Here is a 21,614-nt window from a genome sequence, read left to right on the forward strand (position 1 = left end):
GAAAAATCTTTTTCTGATTTCTCCCTGCACTTTTAAGAAAAATTTTTTATGCGAGAATTTTTGCCGCTGCCATAGACAATAAAGGAATCGTCACTGCCGATAAAATAGTGGTGACCGTAAATATTTCTGAGGCATATCTGGCATCTCTTCCATATCGTTCTGCAAACATAATCGTGGTTGCTCCTGCCGGACAGGCGGTTGCGATAAAAACAGTAAATGCAATCTGAAACTCCAGATGCATCAGATACAATGGAATCACACACAGAATCGGAAACACAATCAGCCGTATCAAACATACAAAATAGAGTCTTTGATCTTTCAGACTGCTTCTTAAATCGGCCTGGGCAAGATTCGCGCCTGCAATGATCATTGCCAGAGGAGTGTTCATATCTGCCACCATCTGAATCGGCTCTGACACGATTTCAGGAAGACGAATCTGCAGCAGAAAACACAGTATACCAACAAAGACGGCTATGATCGCCGGTGAAATCAGATTTTTCCATGCAGATTTTAGTTCTCCGCCTTCTCCCATGATCCAGATACCATTGGTCCATACCAAAATATTAAACACCGTAAGATATGCCGTAAGATAAAAGACTCCCTGGGAGCCCAAAATGCCATCTACCAGCGGAATTCCGATAAATCCACAGTTGGAATAAATAGCTCCGACTTTTTCCACCGGTATCCTCTCATCTTTCCCTCTAAACAAAACCCCGGAAAGAACGATCATAAAAGCAAACGTTGCCACAGACGCCAGAAAGGTCCACAAAAGTCCCAGAAAATATTTCATATTAAAATCAATCTGATAGGACTGGAAAATTAACAGAGGAGAAATCAGCATCAGCAAAAGATCTGACATCTTCTTGGTTGTATTTTCATCCACCAGCCTTGTCTTAAAAGCAGTAAACCCTCCTATCATAATAATAAACATTTCAATGATTTTCTCAACGACTACACCCGACATTTTTAATTCCCTGAATACGCCTTTCTATCTAATTTTATCATTTCTCTACGCTATATTGTATCACCCGTACTTTCCTTGTGTAACCTCTATCTTGCTTTTCTTACAAAAAAATCCAGAAGAAAATCTCAACATAAGATTTCTTCTGGGTTTTTCTTTTTCAAATTTATCCTAAATATTTATGAAAGAATTCTTCTATCTTATCAAAAGGAATAATATCTGTCTGATCATACAGGTCCGTATGAACTGCATCCGGAATGATCATCAGTTCTTTATTATCTCCTTTCAGTTTTTTGAATGCGTCCTTGCTGAAATAACAGGAGTGTGCTTTTTCTCCATGGATCATCAGCACTGCGTTGCGGATTTCATCACTGTAGCTTAAAATCGGCATATTCATAAATGAAAGTGCAGATGTCGTATTCCATCCATCGTTGGAATTTAAAGAACGTTTGTGGTATCCGCGCTCTGTTTTATAATAGTTATAATAGTCTTTTACAAAAAATGGCGCATCCTCCGGGAGAGGATCTACGACTCCTCCGGCTCTTTCATAACTTCCATTTTTATAATCTTCGATTCTCTGGGCGTTCAGTGTTTTTCTGAGTTCATAACGTGCGTCTGCATCCATTGAATCAAAGTATCCCTGCGCATTCACACGGCTCATATCATACATAGTGGAAGTTACCGTTGCCTTAATTCTTGGATCATTTGCCGCCGCATTCAGAGCCATGCCGCCCCATCCGCAGATTCCGATGATTCCGATACGTTCCGGATCTACATTTTCCTGTACAGACAAAAAGTCGACTGCCGCAGAAAAATCTTCTGTGTTAATGTCCGGAGACGCTACATAACGAGGCTCACCGCCGCTCTCTCCCGTATATGATGGATCAAAAGCAATTGTCAAAAAACCTCTTTCTGCCATAATCTGCGCATAAAGTCCGGATGCCTGCTCTTTCACCGCTCCAAACGGTCCGCATACTGCAATTGCCGGAAGTTTTCCTTCTGCGTTTTTTGGCTCATACAAATCTGCTGCCAGTGTAATTCCATAACGATTATGGAATGTTATTTTACGATGATTAACTTTCTCACTTTTTGGAAAAACTTTGTCCCATTCCTGTGTTAATGTTAATTCTGCCATTTTACTTTTCCTTCCTTTCCTTTTTATCTGATTTTTCGTTCTTTTTCCATCTGGTAAACTAAGAAATCAAGGCAGTCCACCTTACTCTGGCTTTCATGAAGCTGATCCATCAAATGGCACCGGTAACATCTGAGAGACCGGATCACATCCTGAATCCGTCCGGCTTCATACATACGGCAGATATCTTTCATCTGCCGTTCGCTGCATCCGGCATCTTTAAGATTTTGAATGATATCCTCCATTTTCTTCATATGGACCTCCTCCTTTCTTTTTATGCCTTTATTATAGGCTCTTGCATTCTTTTCCGCTAATGGTTATTATTTATATCATGATATGAATTTTGGAAATATCACAGAAAGGCGGCGTACTATATGGAACTTCGAACACTTCGCTATTTTCTTGCAATAGCAAGAGAAGAAAATATGACCCGGGCAGCTGAGTCTCTTCATGTCACTCAGCCGGCTTTGTCAAAACAAATGAAATCTTTGGAACACGAACTGGGGAAAAAATTATTTATCCGGCACAGCTTTAATATCCAGCTGACAGAGGAAGGCATTCTGCTTCGAAAACGAGCAGAAGATCTGATTCGGATGGCAGATAAGATTTCTCAGGAATTTCTCTCTCTGGATGATATTACCGGAGGAGAACTGTATCTCGGACTTGCAGAATCTTACCAGATTCGGTATCTGGCCAGAGAAATCCGGAAATTCAAAGAATCGTATCCTTCTCTCCACTATCATATTACCAGCGGGGATACCGAACAGGTAACAGAAAAGCTGGACAAAGGTCTTCTTGATTTTGCTGTTCTCGCAGAAGAGCCGGACCCTGCAAAATACAACTGTATCTGTTTCCCAGAGTCTGATACATGGGGACTTGTAATGCCTTTGGATCACCCTCTGGCAAAGAAAAAAGCCATCCATCTGGATGACTTGACCGGCGTTCCTCTCTTTTGTTCCGAACAGGGCTGGACAACAGAAATTACCCGCTGGGCCAATGGCCGTATCGATGAGCTTCATCTGGAAGGATCTTTCCGGCTTTCCTACAACGGATCTATTTTTGCAAGAGAAGGACTCGGATGTCTCCTTACTTATCAGTATCTGATCAATACCAGTCCTGAAAACGGCCTCGTCTTTCGTCCTTTAGCTCCGAAACTTGAAGCTCATATGTATCTGATCTGGAAAAAATATCAGATTTTTACGCCTATCGCAGATCGATTTCTTCAGGAGATCCGCCGTTCATTTCAGACTCCGTAATCTCCATGCGCATAAAACGCACATTACTGCAAAAATCAGGCACATCGGCAGAAAATTTTCCATAAAACTCCCCTCTCCCGTGATCCATCGATATGCCCAGGACGCTGGGAAAAGACCGCCCGCCATTCTGAGCGTCTTTGGAAGATAACCTGCCGGAAACATAATACCAGACAGCATAATGGACGGCAGAAATACCATCTGTGAAACCATTGGAATTTTTGCCTGATCCAAAATCCCGCACCCGATCGCAGCGCCGATGCTTAAAGATACCGCAGCAAATACTATTACTTTTCCAAAATATTCTGCCAGATGTTCCGGCAGAGATACATCAAAAATCACAGGCGCTGAAAGGCAGATGATCCCACTCAAAATCATCAGATGTATCAGCGAGGCAGCGGCAGAGGAAAGAACTCCATAAGACATCGGAATCTGTCCTGCCTTGTACATTTTCCTGATATCCGTTCTATAAATTTCTCCCAGGGAAGGCGGCATTCCGATCACAGCGCCCATACAAACTCCCATGATGGTCATCGTCGGAATCAGAGTTTCTTTTGTCCACGGCATAACTGACAGAAAGATTTCACCAACCAGCACAAAAAATAAAAGAGGTACAAGGTAACACGTAATCAGCATATTTTTACTGCGAAGATCCATTTTCCACTGCAGGATAATTCCATAAAAAAATCTTCTCATCATTTTTCTTCTCCTTTCATCAGTTCCATAAAATGCTGTTCCAGAGATCCCCGGCTGATCTGCATGTCCTGGATTTTAAGCTGTCTCTTTTTACAGTCTTCCAGAATCTTCAGCACAGATCCTTCGATATCCTTCGCCTCATACTTTTTTATCCCTTCTGCTGTCGTAATCTGTATCTGATAACAAGCCCCTGTTTTTCTGGATAATTCCTCTACAGTCCCGCAAAAAAGAACATTCCCCTGGTACAGAACCATGATCCGGTCACAGAGGTCTTCTACTTCCCGCATATCATGGCTTGCCAGAAGAATGGTTTTTCCCCTTTGCTTTAACTGACGGATTTGTTGATGCAGAAGGATCTGCCCTTCGACATCCAGACCTGCTGCAGGTTCATCCAGAAATATAAGATCCGGATTTCCAATCAGAGCCAGCGCAAGATGAAGCCTTCGTTTCTGTCCTGTGGACATTTCATGATATATTTTTTCTTCCAATTCACAAATTCCCATTTCTCTTAGGATTTCATTATCTTTTCCGATTTTTCTCCATCCGGCAATCAATGAAACTGCTTCTTTTCCTTTAATATAGGAAGGAAGTGACGCTGATTGAAGCTGGATTCCAATGGTTCCCTGTATTTCTATGATACCGGAATCATAATCTCTCAGCCCTTCCATACATTCCAGCAGCGTTGTTTTGCCTGCTCCATTCATTCCAAGAATTCCAAAAATCTCTCCCTGATAAATCTGCAGATTCAGGCGGTTTAATACCTTGTGATTTCCATATTGTTTGTCCAGATCTTTTATCGTTACGACCGGATTCATTCTTATCCCTCCTCAAAAGGATTTATTCCCTGCTTCATAAACCAGGCCTCCAGTGCTTTTCCTAAATATTCATTTGCCGCTGCCTGCCTCTGTCCCCATTGGTTTCCAATTTTATTTTTACCGCCAAATGAAACTAACTGCGGAAGCATTTCCAGATTGCCATCTATAAATTCCATGATCAGATTCCAGAATTCTTTGGCTGTCTCTTCTGCCTCTTTACTGTCATATGGAATTTCCTTTTCTTTCATACTGACCGCGTGATCGATCACTCTTTGAAATCTCTTCATAAAACTCAGACCGCTTTTCTGATCAAAACGTTTTCTGATATAATTCAGCATCTCATCATCAAAATATTTGATCAGCCAGTAATAGTCATTTTTCATTCTGAGGTTTACGATAATATCGGCATATTTTTTAAAATCAACTGCATCCATCTGCATGACTTCCTGTTTCAGAGCTTCCATGGCAGTCAGCGACTGTGACAGCCTTTGAATCTCCTCTTTTAACTTTGTTTCCTGATCTGTTAATACCTGTACGACCTCTTTCGGCGTTTCCAGAGATGACAGATTCTTTTTGATATCCTCCAGAGAAAATCCCAGAGTCTTCAGCGACATAATTTCGTGCAGCCTGACCATATCTTTATAAGTATACAGTCTTCTGCCGCCTTCACTGACCGCAGAGGGCGACAGCAGGCCTTTCTTGTCATAGTACTGCAGCGTCCTTACCGTAGTTCCCATCTTTTTAGCTGTCTCTCCTACCGTCATATATTCTGATGCTGTTTTTATGTCTTTTTGCATTTAACTACCTCCTGATTTCAGTATAGCTCATGACCCTGCGTCACAAACAAGAAGTTTTTTGATCGAATGAGAGAAGATCTCTATGAAACAAAAAAAGAATCCCCCCGCGAGGATTCTCTTTTCTTTTTTATTTTGTTTTCTTCTCTTTCGGCAGAAACAGACTTAATAACAGCGAGATCACAAAAACTCCGGCTACCGCATTTCCATTGAAAATATCACCGACTGCCTGAGGAAACGCGGAAAAGAAATTGCCGGATGTCTGTGTCAGCCCCACTCCGATGCAAAATGAAAGAGATACGATGATCATTGTCCTGTCATCAAACACACAGTCTTTGAGCATCTTAATGCCTTCATACATAATGGAACCAAACATCATAACCGTACAGCCTCCAAGCACCGCCTGCGGCAGAGAATTAAAAAACGCTCCCAGCGGCGGGAAAAGAGACGCAAGAATCAGAATCAGCGCTCCTATAAAAATAGTAAACCGGTTAATAACCTTTGTCATCGTAACCAGGCCTACATTCTGACTGAAGGATGTCAGCGGAGGACATCCAAAACACCCGGAAATCGCGCTGGAAAATCCATCAACTGCCAGAGAACCCTGCAGTTCTTCCATCTTGATATCTCTTCCCAGTGCTCCTGTGCATACTGCGGTTGTGGCACCTGTAGTTTCCGCTGCAGAAACCAGAAACACAATGGCAATTGTAAAGAAAGCTCCCAGATCAAAGACCGGCTTATGACTCGTAAAAAAGACCAGTTTGGGCAGACTGAAAAATCCGACTTCTTCTATGGTCTGAGAAATTCCAGAAAAATCAATCATTGGCGCAATGCCGGCTGCCGTGAAAAGAATGGATAAAATATAACCAAAAATCAATCCCACCAGAATATTCAGATTCTTATAGACTCCTTTTAACAGATACCGTGATACTAAACAGACAATCAAAGTAAATACGCCAACCACAAGATGATACCAGGCTCCGAAGTCCTCAACTCCGCTGCCGCCGCCCCAGGAATCCATTCCTACGGACAATAAAGATAAGCCAATGGCAATGACCACGCAGGCCGATACAACCGGCGTCAAAAACCGTTTCCAATATTTTGCGCTTAATCCTACCAGTCCTTCAAAAATACCTCCTGCTATGACCGCTCCGATCATTCCTTCATATCCCAGTTCCGGATTTGTACATATGATCAGCAGGCTTCCCAGAAATGTAAAACTTACCCCCATGACGATCGGAAGTTTCGATCCGATTTTCCAGACTGGATACAGCTGCATACAGGTGCCAATTCCAGCAGCAAACATGGCGCACTGCAGCAGCTGAGTGATTTCGGCGGATGTCAGATGATCTCCGGAACCCCTTACAAGAGCCGCACTGCATACAATTAAAACCGGTGCCAGGTTGGATACAAACATAGCCAGCACATGCTGAAGCCCAAATGGAATTGCCTTGCGCAAAGGAACTCTGCCGTTGAGTTTATAAATATTCTCTTCACTGACCGCAGCAGTTCTCTCTTCTTTGTCAGGATTCATTTTTTTGACCTCTCTTTTCTATCTTTCCTTTTGAAACTCTCTGAGCCTTTGTCTAAATTATACCGATATTCGTCTTTTTCGTAAAGTCCGCCGCAGTGTGATTCTTATGAAATATTTTTATGTCAGGAGAACGCCGTTTTTGTGCAGCAAAAAACCGAATGACACATCCTTTGCATCATCCGGTTTCATACTATTTTTAAAGATTGAATGTTTTCAGCCAGTTTTCCAGATTTTCCTTTGTTACTTGTCCATTTAAAAGCTTTCCTTCCTTTATGACAGTGGTATCAGACACAGATGGTTTCAATTTTTCTACAGTCTTTCCTAACCCGCTGCCGCCGGATGTAGCAAACAGAATAATCGTTTTTCCTGAAAAATCATATGCTTCGAGAAATGTGTTAATGATCGTCGGGGCAACATACCACCAGATCGGAAATCCTAAAAATATTACATCATAAGACGCAATATCTGCATTCTCATCCGCAAGTTCCGGCCGGGAAGAAGGATCTTTCATCTCAATGCTGCTCCTTGCATTTTTGTCCATCCAGTTTAAATCTGCTTTTGTATACGGCATTTTAGGTTTAATCTCATAAAGATCCGCTCCTGCCGCTTCTGCCAGAGTCTTCGCCGCCCGGGCTGTAACACCGCTGGCAGAAAAATATGCTACAAGACTTTTCTTACTCATAATGTTCCTCCTTCTGACTCTGTATCTTGTTCTTATCTCTATGATAAACTTTAAAGTGGACTTTAAGTCAAGCACAAAAATCAGGATGTGAAATTATATTTCACATCCTGGTCTCCTACTCCAATTCAAATGCACCTGTATATAAACTGTAATACATACCTTTTTTCCGAATCAATTCATCATGATTCCCCCGTTCCATGATTCTTCCATGGTCCAGAACAATGATAGAATCTGAGTTTCTGACAGTTGAAAGCCTGTGGGCAATGACAAATACCGTCCTTCCCTGCATCAGATTGTCCATTCCTGCCTGAACCAGCGCCTCCGTACGGGTATCGATCGATGAGGTTGCCTCATCCAGGATCATAACCGGAGGATCTGCCACCGCTGCCCGGGCAATGGAAATCAGCTGACGCTGCCCCTGGGACAGACCGGAACCATTCTGAGTCAGCATTGTCTCATATCCATCCGGAAGACGGCTGATAAACTCATGGGCATTGGACAATTTGGCCGCTGCAATGCATTCATTGTCTGAAGCATCCAGTTTTCCATACCGGATATTTTCCATGACCGTTCCTGTAAATAAATTGACATCCTGCAGGACAATTCCAAGGGAATGCCTCAGATCCGGCTTCTTTATTTTATTGATGTTTATGCCGTCATAGCGGATTTTTCCATCTGCCAGATCATAAAAACGATTGATCAGATTCGTGATCGTCGTCTTTCCCGCTCCGGTGGCGCCAACAAAGGCAACTTTTTCTCCTGCCGTTGCGTTCAGGACAATATCATGAAGCACCAGTTTTTCCTTGGTATAGCCAAAATCTGCTCCAAGGAACTCGATTTCACCAGTCAGAGGCTGATAGGTCAGTGTTCCATCATGATGCGGATGTTTCCACGCCCAGATTCCGGTGATATCGTCTGTTTCCTCATATTTTCCATTTCGGTTATGAACCCGGACAAGGGTAACATATCCATTGTCCGTCTCTGATTCTTCATCAATCAGCTGGAAAATTCTCTCCGCACCTGCCAGCGCCATAGCCATCATACTGATCTGCTGGGCAATCTGGGACACCGGCATACAAAAAGTTTTTGACAATGTTAAGAATGCCACGATCATTCCGACACTGATATTTCCTATCCCATTCATTGCCAGCATACCGCCGATCAGTGCGATTAACACATACTGAAGATTTCCAATCTGCATGATAGCAGGCATCAGAATATTTCCAAACTTATTTGCCATGGTCGCATCCCCGCACAGCTGATCATTTTCTTTGTCAAACTGTTTCTTTGCTTCCTCTTCATGACAAAATACTTTGATAACTTTTTGTCCGTTGATCATCTCTTCAACATATCCGGTTACATCCCCCAGAGTTTCCTGCTGCTTCATAAAATATTTCGCACTGGCTCCCCCAATCTTTCTGGTTACCAGAGCCATAATCACAGTCACCACCAGTACAAGTATGGTCAGCGGAACACTGCTTGCCAGCATAGATCCCAGAATTACAACGATCGTAACCACAGCAGAAATAAACTGCGGCAGAGCCTGGGAAATAAACTGTCTCAAAGTATCTGTATCGTTGGTATAATGACTCATAATATCTCCATGGGTATGAGTGTCAAAATACCGGATTGGCAGCGTCTGCATGTGAGAAAACATATCATCACGAATCATTTTTAATGTTCCCTGAGATATTTTTACCATAAGACGATTATAAATGAATGTGGCCAGCACTCCCATAATATAAATGATCATCATTGTCAGGATTGACCGCAGCAGTCCGTCAAATACCGGATGACTCTGTGTCATCATCGGTGTAATATAATCATCAATCAGCATCTGAAGATACAGAGAACTGACAACAACAACTCCGGCACTTACGAGAATGCAAATGACTACTGCAGCAAACATCAGCTTATGTTTTCCGATAATATAAGACATCAGCCGTCTGCATACTTTTAATATATCGGTCCCTTTCTTCATGCCGCATCTTCTCCTTTCGTCTGAGAATCATAGATTTCTCTGTAGATTGCATTATTTTTCAGCAGTTCTTCGTGAGTTCCTGCCCCGTTGATTTCTCCCTGATCCATAACAATAATCTGATCTGCGTCTTCCACAGAAGAAATCCTCTGTGCAATGATAATCTTCGTTGTGTTTGGAATTTCTTCCCGGAATGCTTTTCGAATCATTGCATCCGTTTTCGTATCTACTGCACTGGTAGAATCATCCAGAATCAGAATCTTAGGCTTTTTCAAAAGTGCGCGGGCAATACACAGCCTCTGCTTCTGTCCTCCAGATACATTGGTTCCTCCCTGTTCAATGTAAGTTTCATACTGATCCGGAAAACTTTCTACGAAAGAATCCGCCTGAGCCAGTCTGCAGGCATGCCGGATCTGCTCCTCTGTTGCGTCTTTATTTCCCCAGCGGAGATTTTCATTGATCGTACCGGAAAACAGCTGATTTTTCTGAAGCACCATGGCGACTTCATTTCGAAGAGTAAACAAATCATAGTCTTTTACATCTTTTCCGCCAATCTTTACCGTTCCCTCCGTTGCATCATATAGTCTTGGAATCAGCTGCACAAGGGAACTTTTCCCACTTCCCGTTCCGCCAATAATCCCCAGCGTTGAGCCGGACGGGATGGTCAGTGAGATATGGCGGATAGATTCTTTCTCCTCATCATCCTGATAGCTGAACGCTGCATTTTCAAACCGAATCTCTCCATCTTTTACTTCGTACAACGGATTTTCTTTATTTTTCAGAGAACTTTCCTCATCCAGAATTTCTACGATTCTTTCTGCTGACGCCCTTGCCATATTAATCATTACCAGCACCATGGACAACATCATCAGACAGTTCAGGATGTTCATCGCATAGGCGATCAGACTTGACAGTTCTCCCGTTGTCATCGTTGTTCCATGGCTCAAAACAATCAGTCTTGCCCCAAACCAGCATAATAACAGCAGACAGGTATAAACCGCAAACTGCATCAAAGGCATGTTAAAAGCGACAATACCTTCTGCTGTGCTGAATGTTTTATAGATCTTTTCCGATACTTTTCCAAATTTGCTGATTTCAAATTTCTCCCGGACAAAAGATTTCACTACACGAATGGCTGAAAGATTTTCCTGAACCACTCCGTTCAAATCGTCATAGATGCGGAACACCTTTTCAAAATATGGATGAGATTTTGAGACAACCAGATACAGACCGATTCCAAGGATTGGCACTGCGATCAAAAATGTAGCCGTCAGGCTGCCATTGATCATAATGGATGCAGCAATGGAAAATGCCATCATGATCGGGGCGCGAACTGCCACTCTTATGATCATCATATAAGCCATCTGTACGTTTGTGACATCTGTTGTCAGACGGGTTACAATGCTTGAGGTTGAAAATTTATCAATATTCGCAAAAGAATACTCCTGGATTTTATAATACATGTCTTTTCTGAGATTCTTCGCAAATCCTGCCGATGCTTCCGCACAGAAGCCTCCTGACAATACTCCAAACACCATTCCAACAGCCACACATACAATCAGGATGCCTCCTAAGCGAAGCAGTGTGTCCGGGTCCTGTCCCGTAATTCCCTGATCGATCATGACTGCCATAACCATTGGGATCAAAATTTCCATCAGGACTTCTATCACAACACATACAGGAGTCAAAATGGATGCTTTCTTATATTCCCGGATAGACCGGGCCAGTTTTTGAATCATTTCTTTTCTCCTTTCTCCTGGTTCTTTTTTTGAACCTCTGTCTGCCATTCTATCATTCTTTTCTCTGAAACTGAATTTGAAAAAACTTAATATCATTAGCAATCATCTAATGCAGTATTGAATTTTTTCTTTATTTAACATACACTAAAAGAAAGGAGGATAATCATGAATACACAGCAGTTATTATGCTTTGTCTGCGCTGCGGACCATTTGAATTTTACTAAGGCTGCAGAAGAACTGTATCTGTCTGCTCCTACCGTAACACATCACATTAAAAATCTGGAAAATGAGTTAAATACCCTTTTGTTTATCCGCACTTCCAAAATGGTAAAACTGACAGAAGCGGGACAGCAGTTTTATACCGATGCCAAGGATATTTTATCCCGAATTGATATTGCAGAAAAGAAAATCCAAAAGATCGCTCAGAAAGATATTTCTTTTTTTCAGATTGGATGTACCAGCTATGAAGAAACTTCTTTTTTTCTGCCGGTTTTAAAAGAAATGCGCAAGCAGTATCCTCATGTCTACCCTCGTCTGACGATTCAAAATTACTATACCCTGAAAAACCTGCTGCAGAGCCACCAAATTGATCTGATGTTTGCTACAAGTGAAATGATCAGCGGGATTTCCGACTGCTTTTTTCATAAACTGCGCCATTCCCGCACTTTTGTTCTTCTTCCGAAAGATTCTCCGCTGAAGAATAAAAAATCTCTGACTTTTGATGATTTGAAAGAGGAAACTCTGATCACACTGCATCCAAAACTGATCCCATTTCAAAATGGAAATCAGCTTCAGGAAAAACTTGCCCTGTATTCTCAGGCATATTTTAACATTGTTTGTGAAAATATCCATGAAGCATCTTTCCTCGCGCGATGCGGATACGGAGCCGCGATCCTTCCGGATTTTTATCTTCCGGACCATCTGGAAGATTTTCTCGTTCTTCCGATGAATCCTGAAGAAGAACTGCCGGTGAATTATGGCATTGTCTGTCAGAAAAACGAGAAACATGATTTCATCCGCTGGTTTATGAAACGAGTTTCTTCTATTATATTTGAGACCCGTTCCTAAGTCCCAGACAGCATTCCAATTAATTTTCACTGGTACCATTAAAATGCCGCTGTATCTTTCTTTCATAGAAAAATACGGCGGCATTTCATCTCTTTTATCCTGTCTTACTTAAAGTACTGTTCTATTTCTTTCATCCTGGCCATCTGGTCTACATGAAACGGACATCTGCTGTTACAGTGACCGCACTGGATACAGTCTCCTGCCTTTTGCTTCAGATTCCGGTAATGATCTGCAGCCAGAAGATCTCCTGCCCTGGCAAGATCATAATATTTATTAATCAAAGCGACATCCAGCCCTTTTGGACAAGGCTGGCAATGATTACAGTAAACACAGATTCCTTCTGCATCCTGTGGAGTAAACGTTCCGATAACAGAATAATCTTTTTCCTCAGGCCCTGCCTCAAAAAATTTCAGAATCCGCTTCAGATCCTCTTTCCCTCTGATTCCCGGAAGAACCGTCACAACTCCCGGCTTATCCAGCGCATATTGGATACACTGATATTCTGTTAATGCCTTTCCAAACGGTGATGTTTTTTCATTCAGCAGCTGTCCTGCCCCAAAAGCCTTCATTACAGAAATTCCGATTCCTTCTTTTTCACAGCGGCGGTATAATGCCATCCGCTCTTCAACATTACCAATGCCATACTCTCCTTTTCGGTAATCATATGCCGGATTAATACTAAACATCATCATGTCCAAAATTCCCATATCCAGCACCTTTTGAGCCAGTGCCGGCGTATGGGATGATAAACCGATATGCCGCACGATTCCCTGACGCTTCAGTTCTTCTATATAGGAAAGAATCCCGGCATGTTCCACTGTTCTCAGATCACTTTCTTCATCAATGCAGTGGATAAATCCAAAATCAATATAATCTGTCTGCAGCATCTGAAGCTGCCAGTCGATCGATTTCTTCACAGTATCCAGATCAGTCGTCCAGCCATAGGTTCCTGTATGATAATCCGCTCCGAAATGAATCTGGAAATATACCTGATCTCTTCGTCCGGATAATGCTCTTCCATATGCCGCAAATGGCTTGGACTCTGCAGACGCCATATCAAAATAATTGATTCCCTGTTCTGCTGCTGTCTCTACTGTTTCCTGAATTTCTTTTTCACTGGACGCCTGAATCGAACTGGTGCCCAGACCGATTACGCTGATGGCTTCCCCGCCATGTGGAAGTTTTCTATATTCCATAATATCCTCCTGTTCTTATTCAATCCCAGTCTTGTAATTATATTATAGAACGCTTTGTTCTTTTCATCTAATGCTTAATCTGTCCTGCCGTCCTATGCTTAAAAGGCATTGAATATTCGGATTTTCTCTCCTGACAACAAGAATCCTGTTTGCAGAAAAGCCGCCATACCTTCCTGATCAGAAGATACAACGGCTTTCATCTCTAAAACCTTATTATAAATTTAACAAATCACTGACATTCAGTTCCTCAAAACTCTTGATTGTCATGTCCGCCTCTGTCAGCGGCTCATTTCCTTCGACTCCGACTGCATACATTCCGGCACCTTTGATTCCTTCAATACCAGCCTGTGCGTCTTCGAAACCGACCGCCTCAGAAGGATCGATATGGATCAGCTCTGCGGCTCTTACGAAAATTTCCGGATCCGGTTTTCCTTTTTTCAGAGTTGCCGGATCTACAATTGCGTCAAAATAATCATACACGCCTAATTTCTTTAAGATAAACGGAGCATTCTTAGATGCTGACGCTAAGGAACATGGCACATTCATTTCCTTTGCAGCGTCAAGAAATGCTTTGACACCTGGCAGCAGGTCAGCTGGTGAGAGATCATCCAGCAGTTTTACATAATTTGCGTTCTTATCTGCCGCCATTTCTTCTTTCTGCTCTGCTGTGTAATCATTTTCTTTTCCGCCATAAGCCAGAATTCTTTCCAGTGAATCCATACGGCTGATTCCTTTTAACTGCTCATTAAACTGTAAGTCAATGGTAATGCCGATAGAATCAGCAAGTTCTTTCCATGCGACATAATGAAACTTTGCAGTATCTGTAATAACACCATCTAAATCAAATGCAAATCCTTTTTTCATCTTTTCTCCTTCTTATCTCAATTCCTGTGGCTGGTTTGCTGTTAATGTTACAACCTGATCTTTGTAAATGATCTCTGTATCCCTGTCTGCTGTTACACAGCATGTATCCTGAGTCATATCAAATGTGTAATGGATCTGGTCAAGATCAATATTAAATTTGATCTGCGTCCACTGTTCTGGCAGATGCGGATTGACATGCAGTTTGGATTCTCTAATATCAATTCCGGCAAATGTCGTCAAAGTGATATAAATGGTTGCTGCCATTACACCGGCGTGGATACCTTCTGCTGTTGTTCCACCCTGAATATCCTGATAATCAGAATACAAAGCTTCCTGATATAACTGCCATGCCAGGTCGTCATTTCCTACCATAGCCGCTAACTGTGAATGAACAACTCTTGATAATGTAGAACCATGTGATGTTCTGTCTAAATAATACTGCAGGTTCTTTGTAAGATAATTTTTCGGTAATTCGTACTTCAAGTCAGATAAAATGTCATCTACTTTTTCCTTGGAGAAATTGTAGAAAATCATTAATGTGTCAGCCTGTTTTGCAACTTTGTAGTCATCTGCAGATAATCCCTCTGCACGCAGGATTCGGTCCATTCGATAAATGTTGCCGTATTTTTCACGATAGTAATCCCAGTCTACTTCTTTTAACTGGAAGTATCCTTCATACTGGCCGATGATTCCGTCCTCGTCAATGTCCAGAGCCAGTTTCGTTTTGATATCATCCATTAATGCAATATCGTCCTGCTTTGTCTCTGTTTTTTCCATAATGGACGTTAACGCATCCTCAGAAATGATCGTCTTTAACTGATCGATGAATTCAAATAACCATACTACCATCATATTTGTGTATGCGTTATTCTTTAATCCGCCTTCTTCGGTTCCCGGATATGTTTCATGGAACTCATCCGGCCCCATCACTTTGTCAATGCTGTATCTTCCGCTCTCTTCATCATAAGCTGCAGCGCTTTCCCAGAAGCGTGCAATTTCCATCAGGATTTCCGCACCGTACTGTTCCATATATTCTTTGTCATGTGTGTTGTTCCAGTATAACCAGATATTATAGGCTACTGCCAGAGAAACATGTCTCTGCAGACGGCTGTAATCCTTATCCCAGTTTCCAGTCATCGGATTTAAGTGGATCTCCTGAGACTGTTCTGTTCCATCCAGTCCGGACTGCCATGGGAACATCGCACCCTCGTATCCTGCTTCCTTCGCAGCTTCTTTTGCCGCACCCAGACGTTTATAACGATACATTAAAATCTGTTTTGCTGTCCCTGGGAAATGCATGATATAAAATGGAAGAATAAAAATCTCATCCCAGAAAATATGGCCGCGGTATGCCTCTCCATGCAGTCCTCTCGCTGTAATGGAAGCATCCAGCCCCTTATTGCCATTCGGTGACGCGGAGACAAGTAAATGGAATGTGTGTAAATGGATCAGTTTCTGGGACATCAGATCACCTTCAATGGTAATGTCTGTCTTCTCCCATAATTCTTTCCAGGCTTTTGCTGTCTCATCCATCATGGCCTCAAAACTCTTCGGCTGTACCTCTGCCTGTACATGTTCTTCCACTTTATCCAGCTGCTCATTGGTCAGACATTCCATATGAACATATTTTTCAATCACTGCTGCCTGATTTTCCTGTACCTGAACTTTCATTGTCTGGATTACTTTTTCGCCCTGAATCTCATTTTCGATCTCTGCGGCTTTTACGGCATCTCCCATAAGTTCAGATTTTTCAATAATCGTAAACTGTGACTGTCTGGTTCTTGCAACAAGCAGCGCTTTGTTCTGTTCTGCTTCTGTTTTCAGTACATCCAGATGATGCTGTTCCAGACTTCTGTAACGTTCTACATTATAGTTATATACAGAACCATCAATTTCTGAAATGATTTCCATTTCGCCGGAGAAATTCAATGGAGTTACACTGTACCGGATTGCGTACTCTCTTGTATTCTCCATATTTGCGATCTTGGAAGTATCAATCTGAAGCTGTCTGCCATTCTGAAGCTCAATTACCATATGAGACTCAAACAAACCATTTTTCAGATTCAGCGTTCTCGTTAAAGATACCACTTTCTGAGATGATACATCCACCAGCTCTCCATCGACTTTTACGCTGATATACTGTCCATTTGGAGCATTTACAAAATCTTCATTGAAAATCTCTGCATCCCCTACTTTTGATTTTGCCTGATTGTATAAACCAGCAAAATATGTTGCCGGGTAATGTCCATCGGAAATTTTCATTTCCGGAAGAGTTCCTCTCAGACCAAAGTATCCATTTCCTACAGTCAATAAAGATTCCACGGAATATTCATCTTTTCCAGGATGATATCCTACATATTTCATCTTCCATACGAAATCTTCTCTGGCGCTCTTTAACAAAGCTTCAGCGTCATCATTCTCACCGGCCAACACACACACCTGATGGGATGATTCGGATAATAACTGGGCAACATCGTATGTTTTTCCCTCTTCCTCAAAGACAGGCTGATTCAGATTATTTACGACAATGCCTTCGTAATCCTGAAACTGCGGCAGACAGTCTGTAATCTGCTTTACCACATCCAAACATGGGGACTGAGATCCGTTCGGAATCTCTTTTGTTGTCTGCTGATCAGTTATGACAATTTTCTGATCATCCCAAAGCAAATTTAAATGTTTCACTCTTGCTCTCCTTTCTGACTTGTACGTATATGTTCCTTTTGTCTTTACTATACGCCTGTACGTACATGATGTCAATAGAAAATTATATATTTTTATGGAAAATTTGGAGGCCGATTCTTTATCCGCTTATTTTATAAAAGACCACAAAAAAATCAGATGTATTTTCACACATCTGATCTTAAAATTAACTTTATTCTATCTGGCTCTAGACGGTTCTTCTGGCAAAATCCACAAACCTGAATTTATCCGGCCTGTGTTTTGATTCTGTGTACTGAAACAGAGTGGCATCTTCGAGGTAAGTATAAGATTTTACACATACCAGCAGATCATACTCGTACATATCCAGCAGTTCCTTTTCTTCTTCGCTGGCCGGAACCACAACGATCTCTTTTTTGGCAAAGCTGACTTTCAGCCCTAATGTTCCCTCAATATATTCATAAAGTGAGTTCGCTGCATGTTCTTTCGTCAGCCCTGGGATTACCTGGGCATTCAGATAATCCGTATCAATGATGACTTTTTTCCCATCAATCTCCCGGATTCTTACAACCTCATAGACATCTCCCTCATCCATGCCCAATTCTTTCTTCATCCTCGGGGTCACAGGATATTTCACAAACTTATGTACATGTGTTATGACATCTTCGTGCATGGTCTCTTTGAGTTCCTTAAAACTCATAACACCGGAAATCGGAAAACTGATCTTATCTGTATCTAAAACAAGAGATCCCTTTCCTTTCTCTTTTTGAATGTATCCATTCTGCAGAAGAAGATCCAGCGCTTTTCGAATCGTATCCCTTGATGCGTTAAACTGCTGCTGCAATTCACTCTCGCTTGGCAGGTATGTATTCGCTGGTATATCTCCATTCAAAATCTTATCTCTGATATGCTGAAAAATAGACTGATATTTACTTGTGCGCATGTTGTCTCTCCTTATATTGACTGTACATCTTGTTAACTAAACTTTCCATAAAATATCCGCTTCGGGATAACGAAGAAAATATTTTATTGCCTGCTGCCTGAATTGTGCTTAAAATGCTCAATCAGCTTTGAAGCCGCCGGACTGAAGGGCTGCTGCCGCTTCCACGCAAGAACACTGGTAAATGAAATCTCCGGTGACAGCGGACGGTACGTAATCCTTGTATGATCCAGAAACGGAAGAGATCCTTCCACGACCAGAGAATATCCCATCCCTTTCTCCACCATAATGGAGCTGTTGGTACTCAAATTACAGGTACAGTAAACAGAAGAGTCCTTAAATGAGTCTCCTAACCAGCTTACTGCTTCGTTTCTTAGATTCATTCTTCTGGGAAGAATCAGCTTCTTCCCTGTCAGATCCTCTGCTGTCACCACTTCCTTTTCTGCCAGAGGATCATCCGGCCGCATGACAGCCACCCATTTTTCCTGGATTCCCAGACGGATAAATTCATATTGCTTTACATCGACCGGCTCCATCAAAAGACCAATGTCCACCAGTCCCTGATCCATCTGTTCCGCTACCAAATCAGCATTTGCCGTAAAAATGTCAAACTTTACCATCGGATGTTTCTCATGAAATTCCCGCAGCGTATCAATCAATGTCTCAACTGCCGCTGTCTCTCCGCATCCGATGGTAATGGTCCCCTCAATTAATTCATCCTGTTCCTGAAGCTCCTGTTCGGTCTTGTCCACCAGCTGCAGAATTTCTTCCGCCCTTCTTCGAAGCAGGATTCCTTCTTCCGTAAGCGTAATGCCTCTGCCTCCCCACTGAAGCAGCTTAACCCCTACTTCATCTTCCAGCTGGGCGATCTGCCGGCTCAGCGTCGGCTGTGTAATATGAAGAACTCCTGCTGCTTTATTGATACTTTTCTCCTCTACAATCGTCAAAAAGTATCTTAACACCCGAATTTCCATGCTGTTCCTCCTGCCAGTATTGTCCGTTTTATCGGTTTCGTCCCTTTCAGTATATCATAAATATGCTTTTCAGATAACAAAATGTCTCTGCTATGCCTATTTCTTTCCTGAAATCATCGCTCGCACGGCACAGACAGCACCAAACAATATACCGGCACAAGGCCAGATCATCCAGGTTCTTCCCCATTCCCCCGTATAAAAGCTAATTCCCAGATAGATTACAGTAATCAGAGACCAGTAGGCTGTATTCAGATTTTCATTTCTTTTATTTTCCCTTCTCTTTTCACTGGTATAATCTCCCTCACATAAGAGTTTCTGATATCCTCCGTATACAATACCGGACCGCACCATGAAAAAAACACCGGCAGCAATCAGCATTAAGAAAAATGCTGCACACCAGATATAAATGATCTCCTCCTTGGTCAATGCACCCGCAATGATCATCGGAACAATACTTATAATACAGACTGCGACTCCCATTGCAATGGAATTTTTATAAACCGGATAAAACCGTTCTTCTTCTCTTCGTACCATGTCTTTGGTTTCATCCTTCATAACAATCAATTCTTTTTCGATATACTCGTATTTCCCCAGCTTCATTCCTTCCATGATGAAAATAACCACAGCGCCAGTGATCATAAAAAGAAGCACTGCGGTTCCGATTCCCCCCTGCGGTATCTTCTGCCACAGAAATTGCATGGTTTTCTGCCATCCCGGCAAACAGAATCAGAAAAACCGGAGACAGAATACACACTGCAGCACCTGCCGCGATTTTCCAGGCTGCCTGGACAGTTATTTTTATATAATCCGCTGCCTCCTCTCCGGATATTTCCCGCTCCTTCTCTGCCGGCTTTGTTTTCCCTCCTCGCGGTTCCGGCTCCTCTTTCTTCTCCTCTTCTTCTGTTTCATCCTTCAGCAGATAATCTGTGCTGACTTTAAAAATTTCACTTAACCGGAGGATTTTATCGAGATCCGGAACGGATGCGCCGCTCTCCCATTTGGAAACAGACTGCCGGGAAATATTAAGCTGCTCTGCCAGTTCTTCCTGAGACCAGCCTTTCTTTTTTCGATGTTTCATGATTTTTTCTGAAAGATTCATATCTGTGCCCTCCTATTTTCTCTTGAACATTTCTTTTATCTGGCCTCATCGTAACAAAAAAGCCGGTTGACAACTACCAAGCACCCCTGGAAATTTGTCAACCGACAGTTGCATTTTTCCATTTTTACTGATTTGCTTTTAAAAATTCTTCCAGAGAAACTTCTTTATAATTCTTATCAGATAAAGAAAAATCAACATCGCCGCTTACATAAACATGATTTTTCTTATCTACAAAAATTGCGGAAGCATTATATTTCTTCAACAGCTCCTGACTCTTCTCCGGTCCCATGGCAAAACATGCAGTGGATAATCCATCGCTGTTGATTCCGGAATCACATATGATCGTGCAGGATGTGATATCTGTCTCTACGGAATATCCGGTCTTCGGATCCAGAATATGAAAATAAGTCTTTCCGGTTGTCTCATCCACAAAATACTTCTCGTAATCACCTGATGTACTGATAAATGTATCACCTTTCGTACTGATGCTTCCCAGAACTTCTCCGCTTCCCTTTGACGGAGTCTGAATTCCCACATTCCAGTTTTCTCCATCCGGTTTTTCTCCATAGACATAAATACTTCCGCCCAAAGCAATCATAGCTCCGGAAATATCATCGTCTTTCTCCAGCGTCTCTTTTATCACATCTGTTCCGATTCCTTTTCCATAAGCTCCGAAATCAAACACCGTATTCGGATTTTTTGCGGTGATCGTTCCTTCCTCATCTATGGTTGTCTGAGAACTGTTGACCGCCAGATTTCCCTGAAGCGCATTCTGTATACTGGATGCTGATGGTACTTTCGGATCATCTGACTCGAAATCCCACAGCTGAGTCAAAGCTCCGATGGTCGGGTCCACCGTATTTCTTCCATCGCAGTAAGAGTCTCTGCTGATCTGCAGCGCCTGGGAAATCCAGTTTTTCATATTCCCGGATGCTTTGGCTTTCCCATTGTTTTCTTTCAGTTCCCGATTGATCTTTGATAGCTGTGAGTCTTCAATTCTCCAGGATATGGTATCCTCCAGCTTCTTTACTTCTTTAATGATATTTTTTTCCTTTTCCTCCAGATCACCTGTACCATACAATGTGATATTGGTAACCGTTCCCATGGCAAAATCCGTATGACTGTAGGATTCCGGCTGCCGTTCACAGCCTGTTATTATCAGCCATGATAGTGCGGCAAACATAAAAAGTCCTTTTTTTATCTGTCCTCGCATAAGCATAAGCTTTCTCCT

General features: G+C 42.2%; 19 protein-coding genes. 2 read left to right on the forward strand and 17 right to left on the reverse strand.

Annotated elements, in window-relative coordinates; genetic code table 11:
• Positions 1 to 46 precede the first annotated feature (46 nt).
• From JMF81_RS02670 to JMF81_RS02680, 3 genes are all read right to left on the reverse strand, one after another.
• Positions 47 to 964, reverse strand: a complete 918-nt coding sequence (locus JMF81_RS02670; protein ID WP_201309916.1) for an AEC family transporter — start codon at positions 962 to 964, stop codon at positions 47 to 49.
• A gap of 163 nt (positions 965 to 1,127) precedes the next feature.
• Complete coding sequence (locus tag JMF81_RS02675) at positions 1,128 to 2,096, reverse strand: alpha/beta hydrolase (RefSeq protein WP_201309917.1); 969 nt, start codon at positions 2,094 to 2,096, stop codon at positions 1,128 to 1,130.
• Positions 2,097 to 2,119: 23 nt separating this feature from the next.
• The gene (locus JMF81_RS02680; protein WP_201309918.1) at positions 2,120 to 2,347 is read right to left on the reverse strand and encodes a hypothetical protein; all 228 of its coding nucleotides are present in this window, start codon (positions 2,345 to 2,347) and stop codon (positions 2,120 to 2,122) included.
• 120 nt (positions 2,348 to 2,467) lie between these two features.
• Between JMF81_RS02680 and JMF81_RS02685 the strand changes: the two genes are divergently transcribed.
• Positions 2,468 to 3,349, forward strand: a complete 882-nt coding sequence (locus JMF81_RS02685; protein WP_201309919.1) for a LysR family transcriptional regulator — start codon at positions 2,468 to 2,470, stop codon at positions 3,347 to 3,349.
• Here JMF81_RS02685 and JMF81_RS02690 read toward each other — a convergent pair.
• The 7 genes from JMF81_RS02690 to JMF81_RS02720 all read right to left on the reverse strand — a co-directional run bounded on the left by JMF81_RS02690 (position 3,332) and on the right by JMF81_RS02720 (position 11,584).
• The gene (locus JMF81_RS02690; protein ID WP_308805582.1) at positions 3,332 to 4,045 is read right to left on the reverse strand and encodes an ABC transporter permease; all 714 of its coding nucleotides are present in this window, start codon (positions 4,043 to 4,045) and stop codon (positions 3,332 to 3,334) included. The genes JMF81_RS02685 and JMF81_RS02690 overlap by 18 nt on opposite strands.
• Positions 4,042 to 4,857 carry an ABC transporter ATP-binding protein gene (locus JMF81_RS02695; protein ID WP_201309920.1) on the reverse strand — a complete coding sequence of 272 codons (816 nt, stop codon included), beginning with the start codon at positions 4,855 to 4,857 and terminating at the stop codon, positions 4,042 to 4,044. Before JMF81_RS02695 ends, JMF81_RS02690 begins: the two co-directional genes overlap by 4 nt.
• A gap of 2 nt (positions 4,858 to 4,859) precedes the next feature.
• Complete coding sequence (locus JMF81_RS02700) at positions 4,860 to 5,654, reverse strand: MerR family transcriptional regulator (RefSeq protein WP_201309921.1); 795 nt, start codon at positions 5,652 to 5,654, stop codon at positions 4,860 to 4,862.
• Positions 5,655 to 5,781: 127 nt separating this feature from the next.
• Complete coding sequence (locus tag JMF81_RS02705) at positions 5,782 to 7,185, reverse strand: uracil-xanthine permease family protein (protein WP_201309922.1); 1,404 nt, start codon at positions 7,183 to 7,185, stop codon at positions 5,782 to 5,784.
• A gap of 196 nt (positions 7,186 to 7,381) precedes the next feature.
• On the reverse strand, positions 7,382 to 7,867 hold the full coding sequence (locus JMF81_RS02710) for a flavodoxin (RefSeq protein WP_201309923.1): 486 nt from the start codon (positions 7,865 to 7,867) through the stop codon (positions 7,382 to 7,384).
• Positions 7,868 to 7,982: 115 nt separating this feature from the next.
• Positions 7,983 to 9,848 carry an ABC transporter ATP-binding protein gene (locus tag JMF81_RS02715; RefSeq protein ID WP_201309924.1) on the reverse strand — a complete coding sequence of 622 codons (1,866 nt, stop codon included), beginning with the start codon at positions 9,846 to 9,848 and terminating at the stop codon, positions 7,983 to 7,985.
• Positions 9,845 to 11,584 (reverse strand): ABC transporter ATP-binding protein, encoded by a 1,740-nt coding sequence (locus JMF81_RS02720; protein WP_201309925.1) that lies wholly within the window; start codon positions 11,582 to 11,584, stop codon positions 9,845 to 9,847. Before JMF81_RS02720 ends, JMF81_RS02715 begins: the two co-directional genes overlap by 4 nt.
• 165 nt (positions 11,585 to 11,749) lie before the next feature.
• Between JMF81_RS02720 and JMF81_RS02725 the strand changes: the two genes are divergently transcribed.
• On the forward strand, positions 11,750 to 12,652 hold the full coding sequence (locus JMF81_RS02725) for a LysR family transcriptional regulator (RefSeq protein ID WP_201309926.1): 903 nt from the start codon (positions 11,750 to 11,752) through the stop codon (positions 12,650 to 12,652).
• Positions 12,653 to 12,756: 104 nt separating this feature from the next.
• Here JMF81_RS02725 and JMF81_RS02730 read toward each other — a convergent pair whose 3' ends face one another.
• From JMF81_RS02730 to JMF81_RS02760, 7 genes are all read right to left on the reverse strand, one after another.
• Positions 12,757 to 13,848: an aldo/keto reductase gene (locus JMF81_RS02730; RefSeq protein WP_201309927.1), complete on the reverse strand. Its 1,092-nt coding sequence runs from the start codon at positions 13,846 to 13,848 to the stop codon at positions 12,757 to 12,759.
• 213 nt (positions 13,849 to 14,061) lie between these two features.
• Positions 14,062 to 14,712 carry a beta-phosphoglucomutase gene (gene pgmB / locus JMF81_RS02735; protein ID WP_201309928.1) on the reverse strand — a complete coding sequence of 217 codons (651 nt, stop codon included), beginning with the start codon at positions 14,710 to 14,712 and terminating at the stop codon, positions 14,062 to 14,064.
• Positions 14,713 to 14,724: 12 nt separating this feature from the next.
• A complete protein-coding gene (locus tag JMF81_RS02740) occupies positions 14,725 to 17,394 on the reverse strand; it encodes a glycoside hydrolase family 65 protein (protein ID WP_201309929.1) in 2,670 nt (889 codons plus the stop codon).
• Positions 17,395 to 17,599: 205 nt separating this feature from the next.
• Entirely contained in the window at positions 17,600 to 18,313 is a 714-nt protein-coding gene (treR, locus tag JMF81_RS02745) for a trehalose operon repressor (protein WP_201309930.1), read from the reverse strand.
• A gap of 83 nt (positions 18,314 to 18,396) precedes the next feature.
• Positions 18,397 to 19,284, reverse strand: a complete 888-nt coding sequence (locus JMF81_RS02750) for a LysR family transcriptional regulator (protein ID WP_201309931.1) — start codon at positions 19,282 to 19,284, stop codon at positions 18,397 to 18,399.
• Between the two features lie 544 nt (positions 19,285 to 19,828).
• Positions 19,829 to 20,383: a helix-turn-helix domain-containing protein gene (locus JMF81_RS02755; protein WP_201309932.1), complete on the reverse strand. Its 555-nt coding sequence runs from the start codon at positions 20,381 to 20,383 to the stop codon at positions 19,829 to 19,831.
• A gap of 124 nt (positions 20,384 to 20,507) precedes the next feature.
• Positions 20,508 to 21,602, reverse strand: a complete 1,095-nt coding sequence (locus JMF81_RS02760) for an FAD:protein FMN transferase (protein WP_243282522.1) — start codon at positions 21,600 to 21,602, stop codon at positions 20,508 to 20,510.
• Between the last annotated feature and the right edge of the window lie 12 nt (positions 21,603 to 21,614).

It is taken from the genome of Anaerostipes butyraticus (genome assembly GCF_016586355.1).
Taxonomy (GTDB): Bacteria; Bacillota; Clostridia; order Lachnospirales; family Lachnospiraceae; genus Anaerostipes; species Anaerostipes butyraticus.

Bases quoted from the DNA above. Each gene is read 5' to 3' on its own strand.
- JMF81_RS02670 (WP_201309916.1), bottom strand. From the start codon at position 964: ATGTCGGGTGTAGTCGTTGAGAAAATCATTGAAATGTTTATTATTATG.
- JMF81_RS02675 (WP_201309917.1), bottom strand. From the start codon at position 2,096: ATGGCAGAATTAACATTAACACAGGAATGGGACAAAGTTTTTCCAAAA.
- JMF81_RS02680 (WP_201309918.1), bottom strand. From the start codon at position 2,347: ATGAAGAAAATGGAGGATATCATTCAAAATCTTAAAGATGCCGGATGC.
- JMF81_RS02725 (WP_201309926.1), top strand. From the start codon at position 11,750: ATGAATACACAGCAGTTATTATGCTTTGTCTGCGCTGCGGACCATTTG.
- JMF81_RS02695 (WP_201309920.1), bottom strand. From the start codon at position 4,857: ATGAATCCGGTCGTAACGATAAAAGATCTGGACAAACAATATGGAAAT.
- JMF81_RS02690 (WP_308805582.1), bottom strand. From the start codon at position 4,045: ATGATGAGAAGATTTTTTTATGGAATTATCCTGCAGTGGAAAATGGAT.
- JMF81_RS02705 (WP_201309922.1), bottom strand. From the start codon at position 7,185: ATGAATCCTGACAAAGAAGAGAGAACTGCTGCGGTCAGTGAAGAGAAT.
- JMF81_RS02760 (WP_243282522.1), bottom strand. From the start codon at position 21,602: ATGCTTATGCGAGGACAGATAAAAAAAGGACTTTTTATGTTTGCCGCA.
- JMF81_RS02755 (WP_201309932.1), bottom strand. From the start codon at position 20,383: ATGAATCTTTCAGAAAAAATCATGAAACATCGAAAAAAGAAAGGCTGG.
- JMF81_RS02715 (WP_201309924.1), bottom strand. From the start codon at position 9,848: ATGAAGAAAGGGACCGATATATTAAAAGTATGCAGACGGCTGATGTCT.
- JMF81_RS02730 (WP_201309927.1), bottom strand. From the start codon at position 13,848: ATGGAATATAGAAAACTTCCACATGGCGGGGAAGCCATCAGCGTAATC.
- treR (WP_201309930.1), bottom strand. From the start codon at position 18,313: ATGCGCACAAGTAAATATCAGTCTATTTTTCAGCATATCAGAGATAAG.
- JMF81_RS02700 (WP_201309921.1), bottom strand. From the start codon at position 5,654: ATGCAAAAAGACATAAAAACAGCATCAGAATATATGACGGTAGGAGAG.
- JMF81_RS02720 (WP_201309925.1), bottom strand. From the start codon at position 11,584: ATGATTCAAAAACTGGCCCGGTCTATCCGGGAATATAAGAAAGCATCC.
- JMF81_RS02685 (WP_201309919.1), top strand. From the start codon at position 2,468: ATGGAACTTCGAACACTTCGCTATTTTCTTGCAATAGCAAGAGAAGAA.
- JMF81_RS02710 (WP_201309923.1), bottom strand. From the start codon at position 7,867: ATGAGTAAGAAAAGTCTTGTAGCATATTTTTCTGCCAGCGGTGTTACA.
- pgmB (WP_201309928.1), bottom strand. From the start codon at position 14,712: ATGAAAAAAGGATTTGCATTTGATTTAGATGGTGTTATTACAGATACT.
- JMF81_RS02750 (WP_201309931.1), bottom strand. From the start codon at position 19,284: ATGGAAATTCGGGTGTTAAGATACTTTTTGACGATTGTAGAGGAGAAA.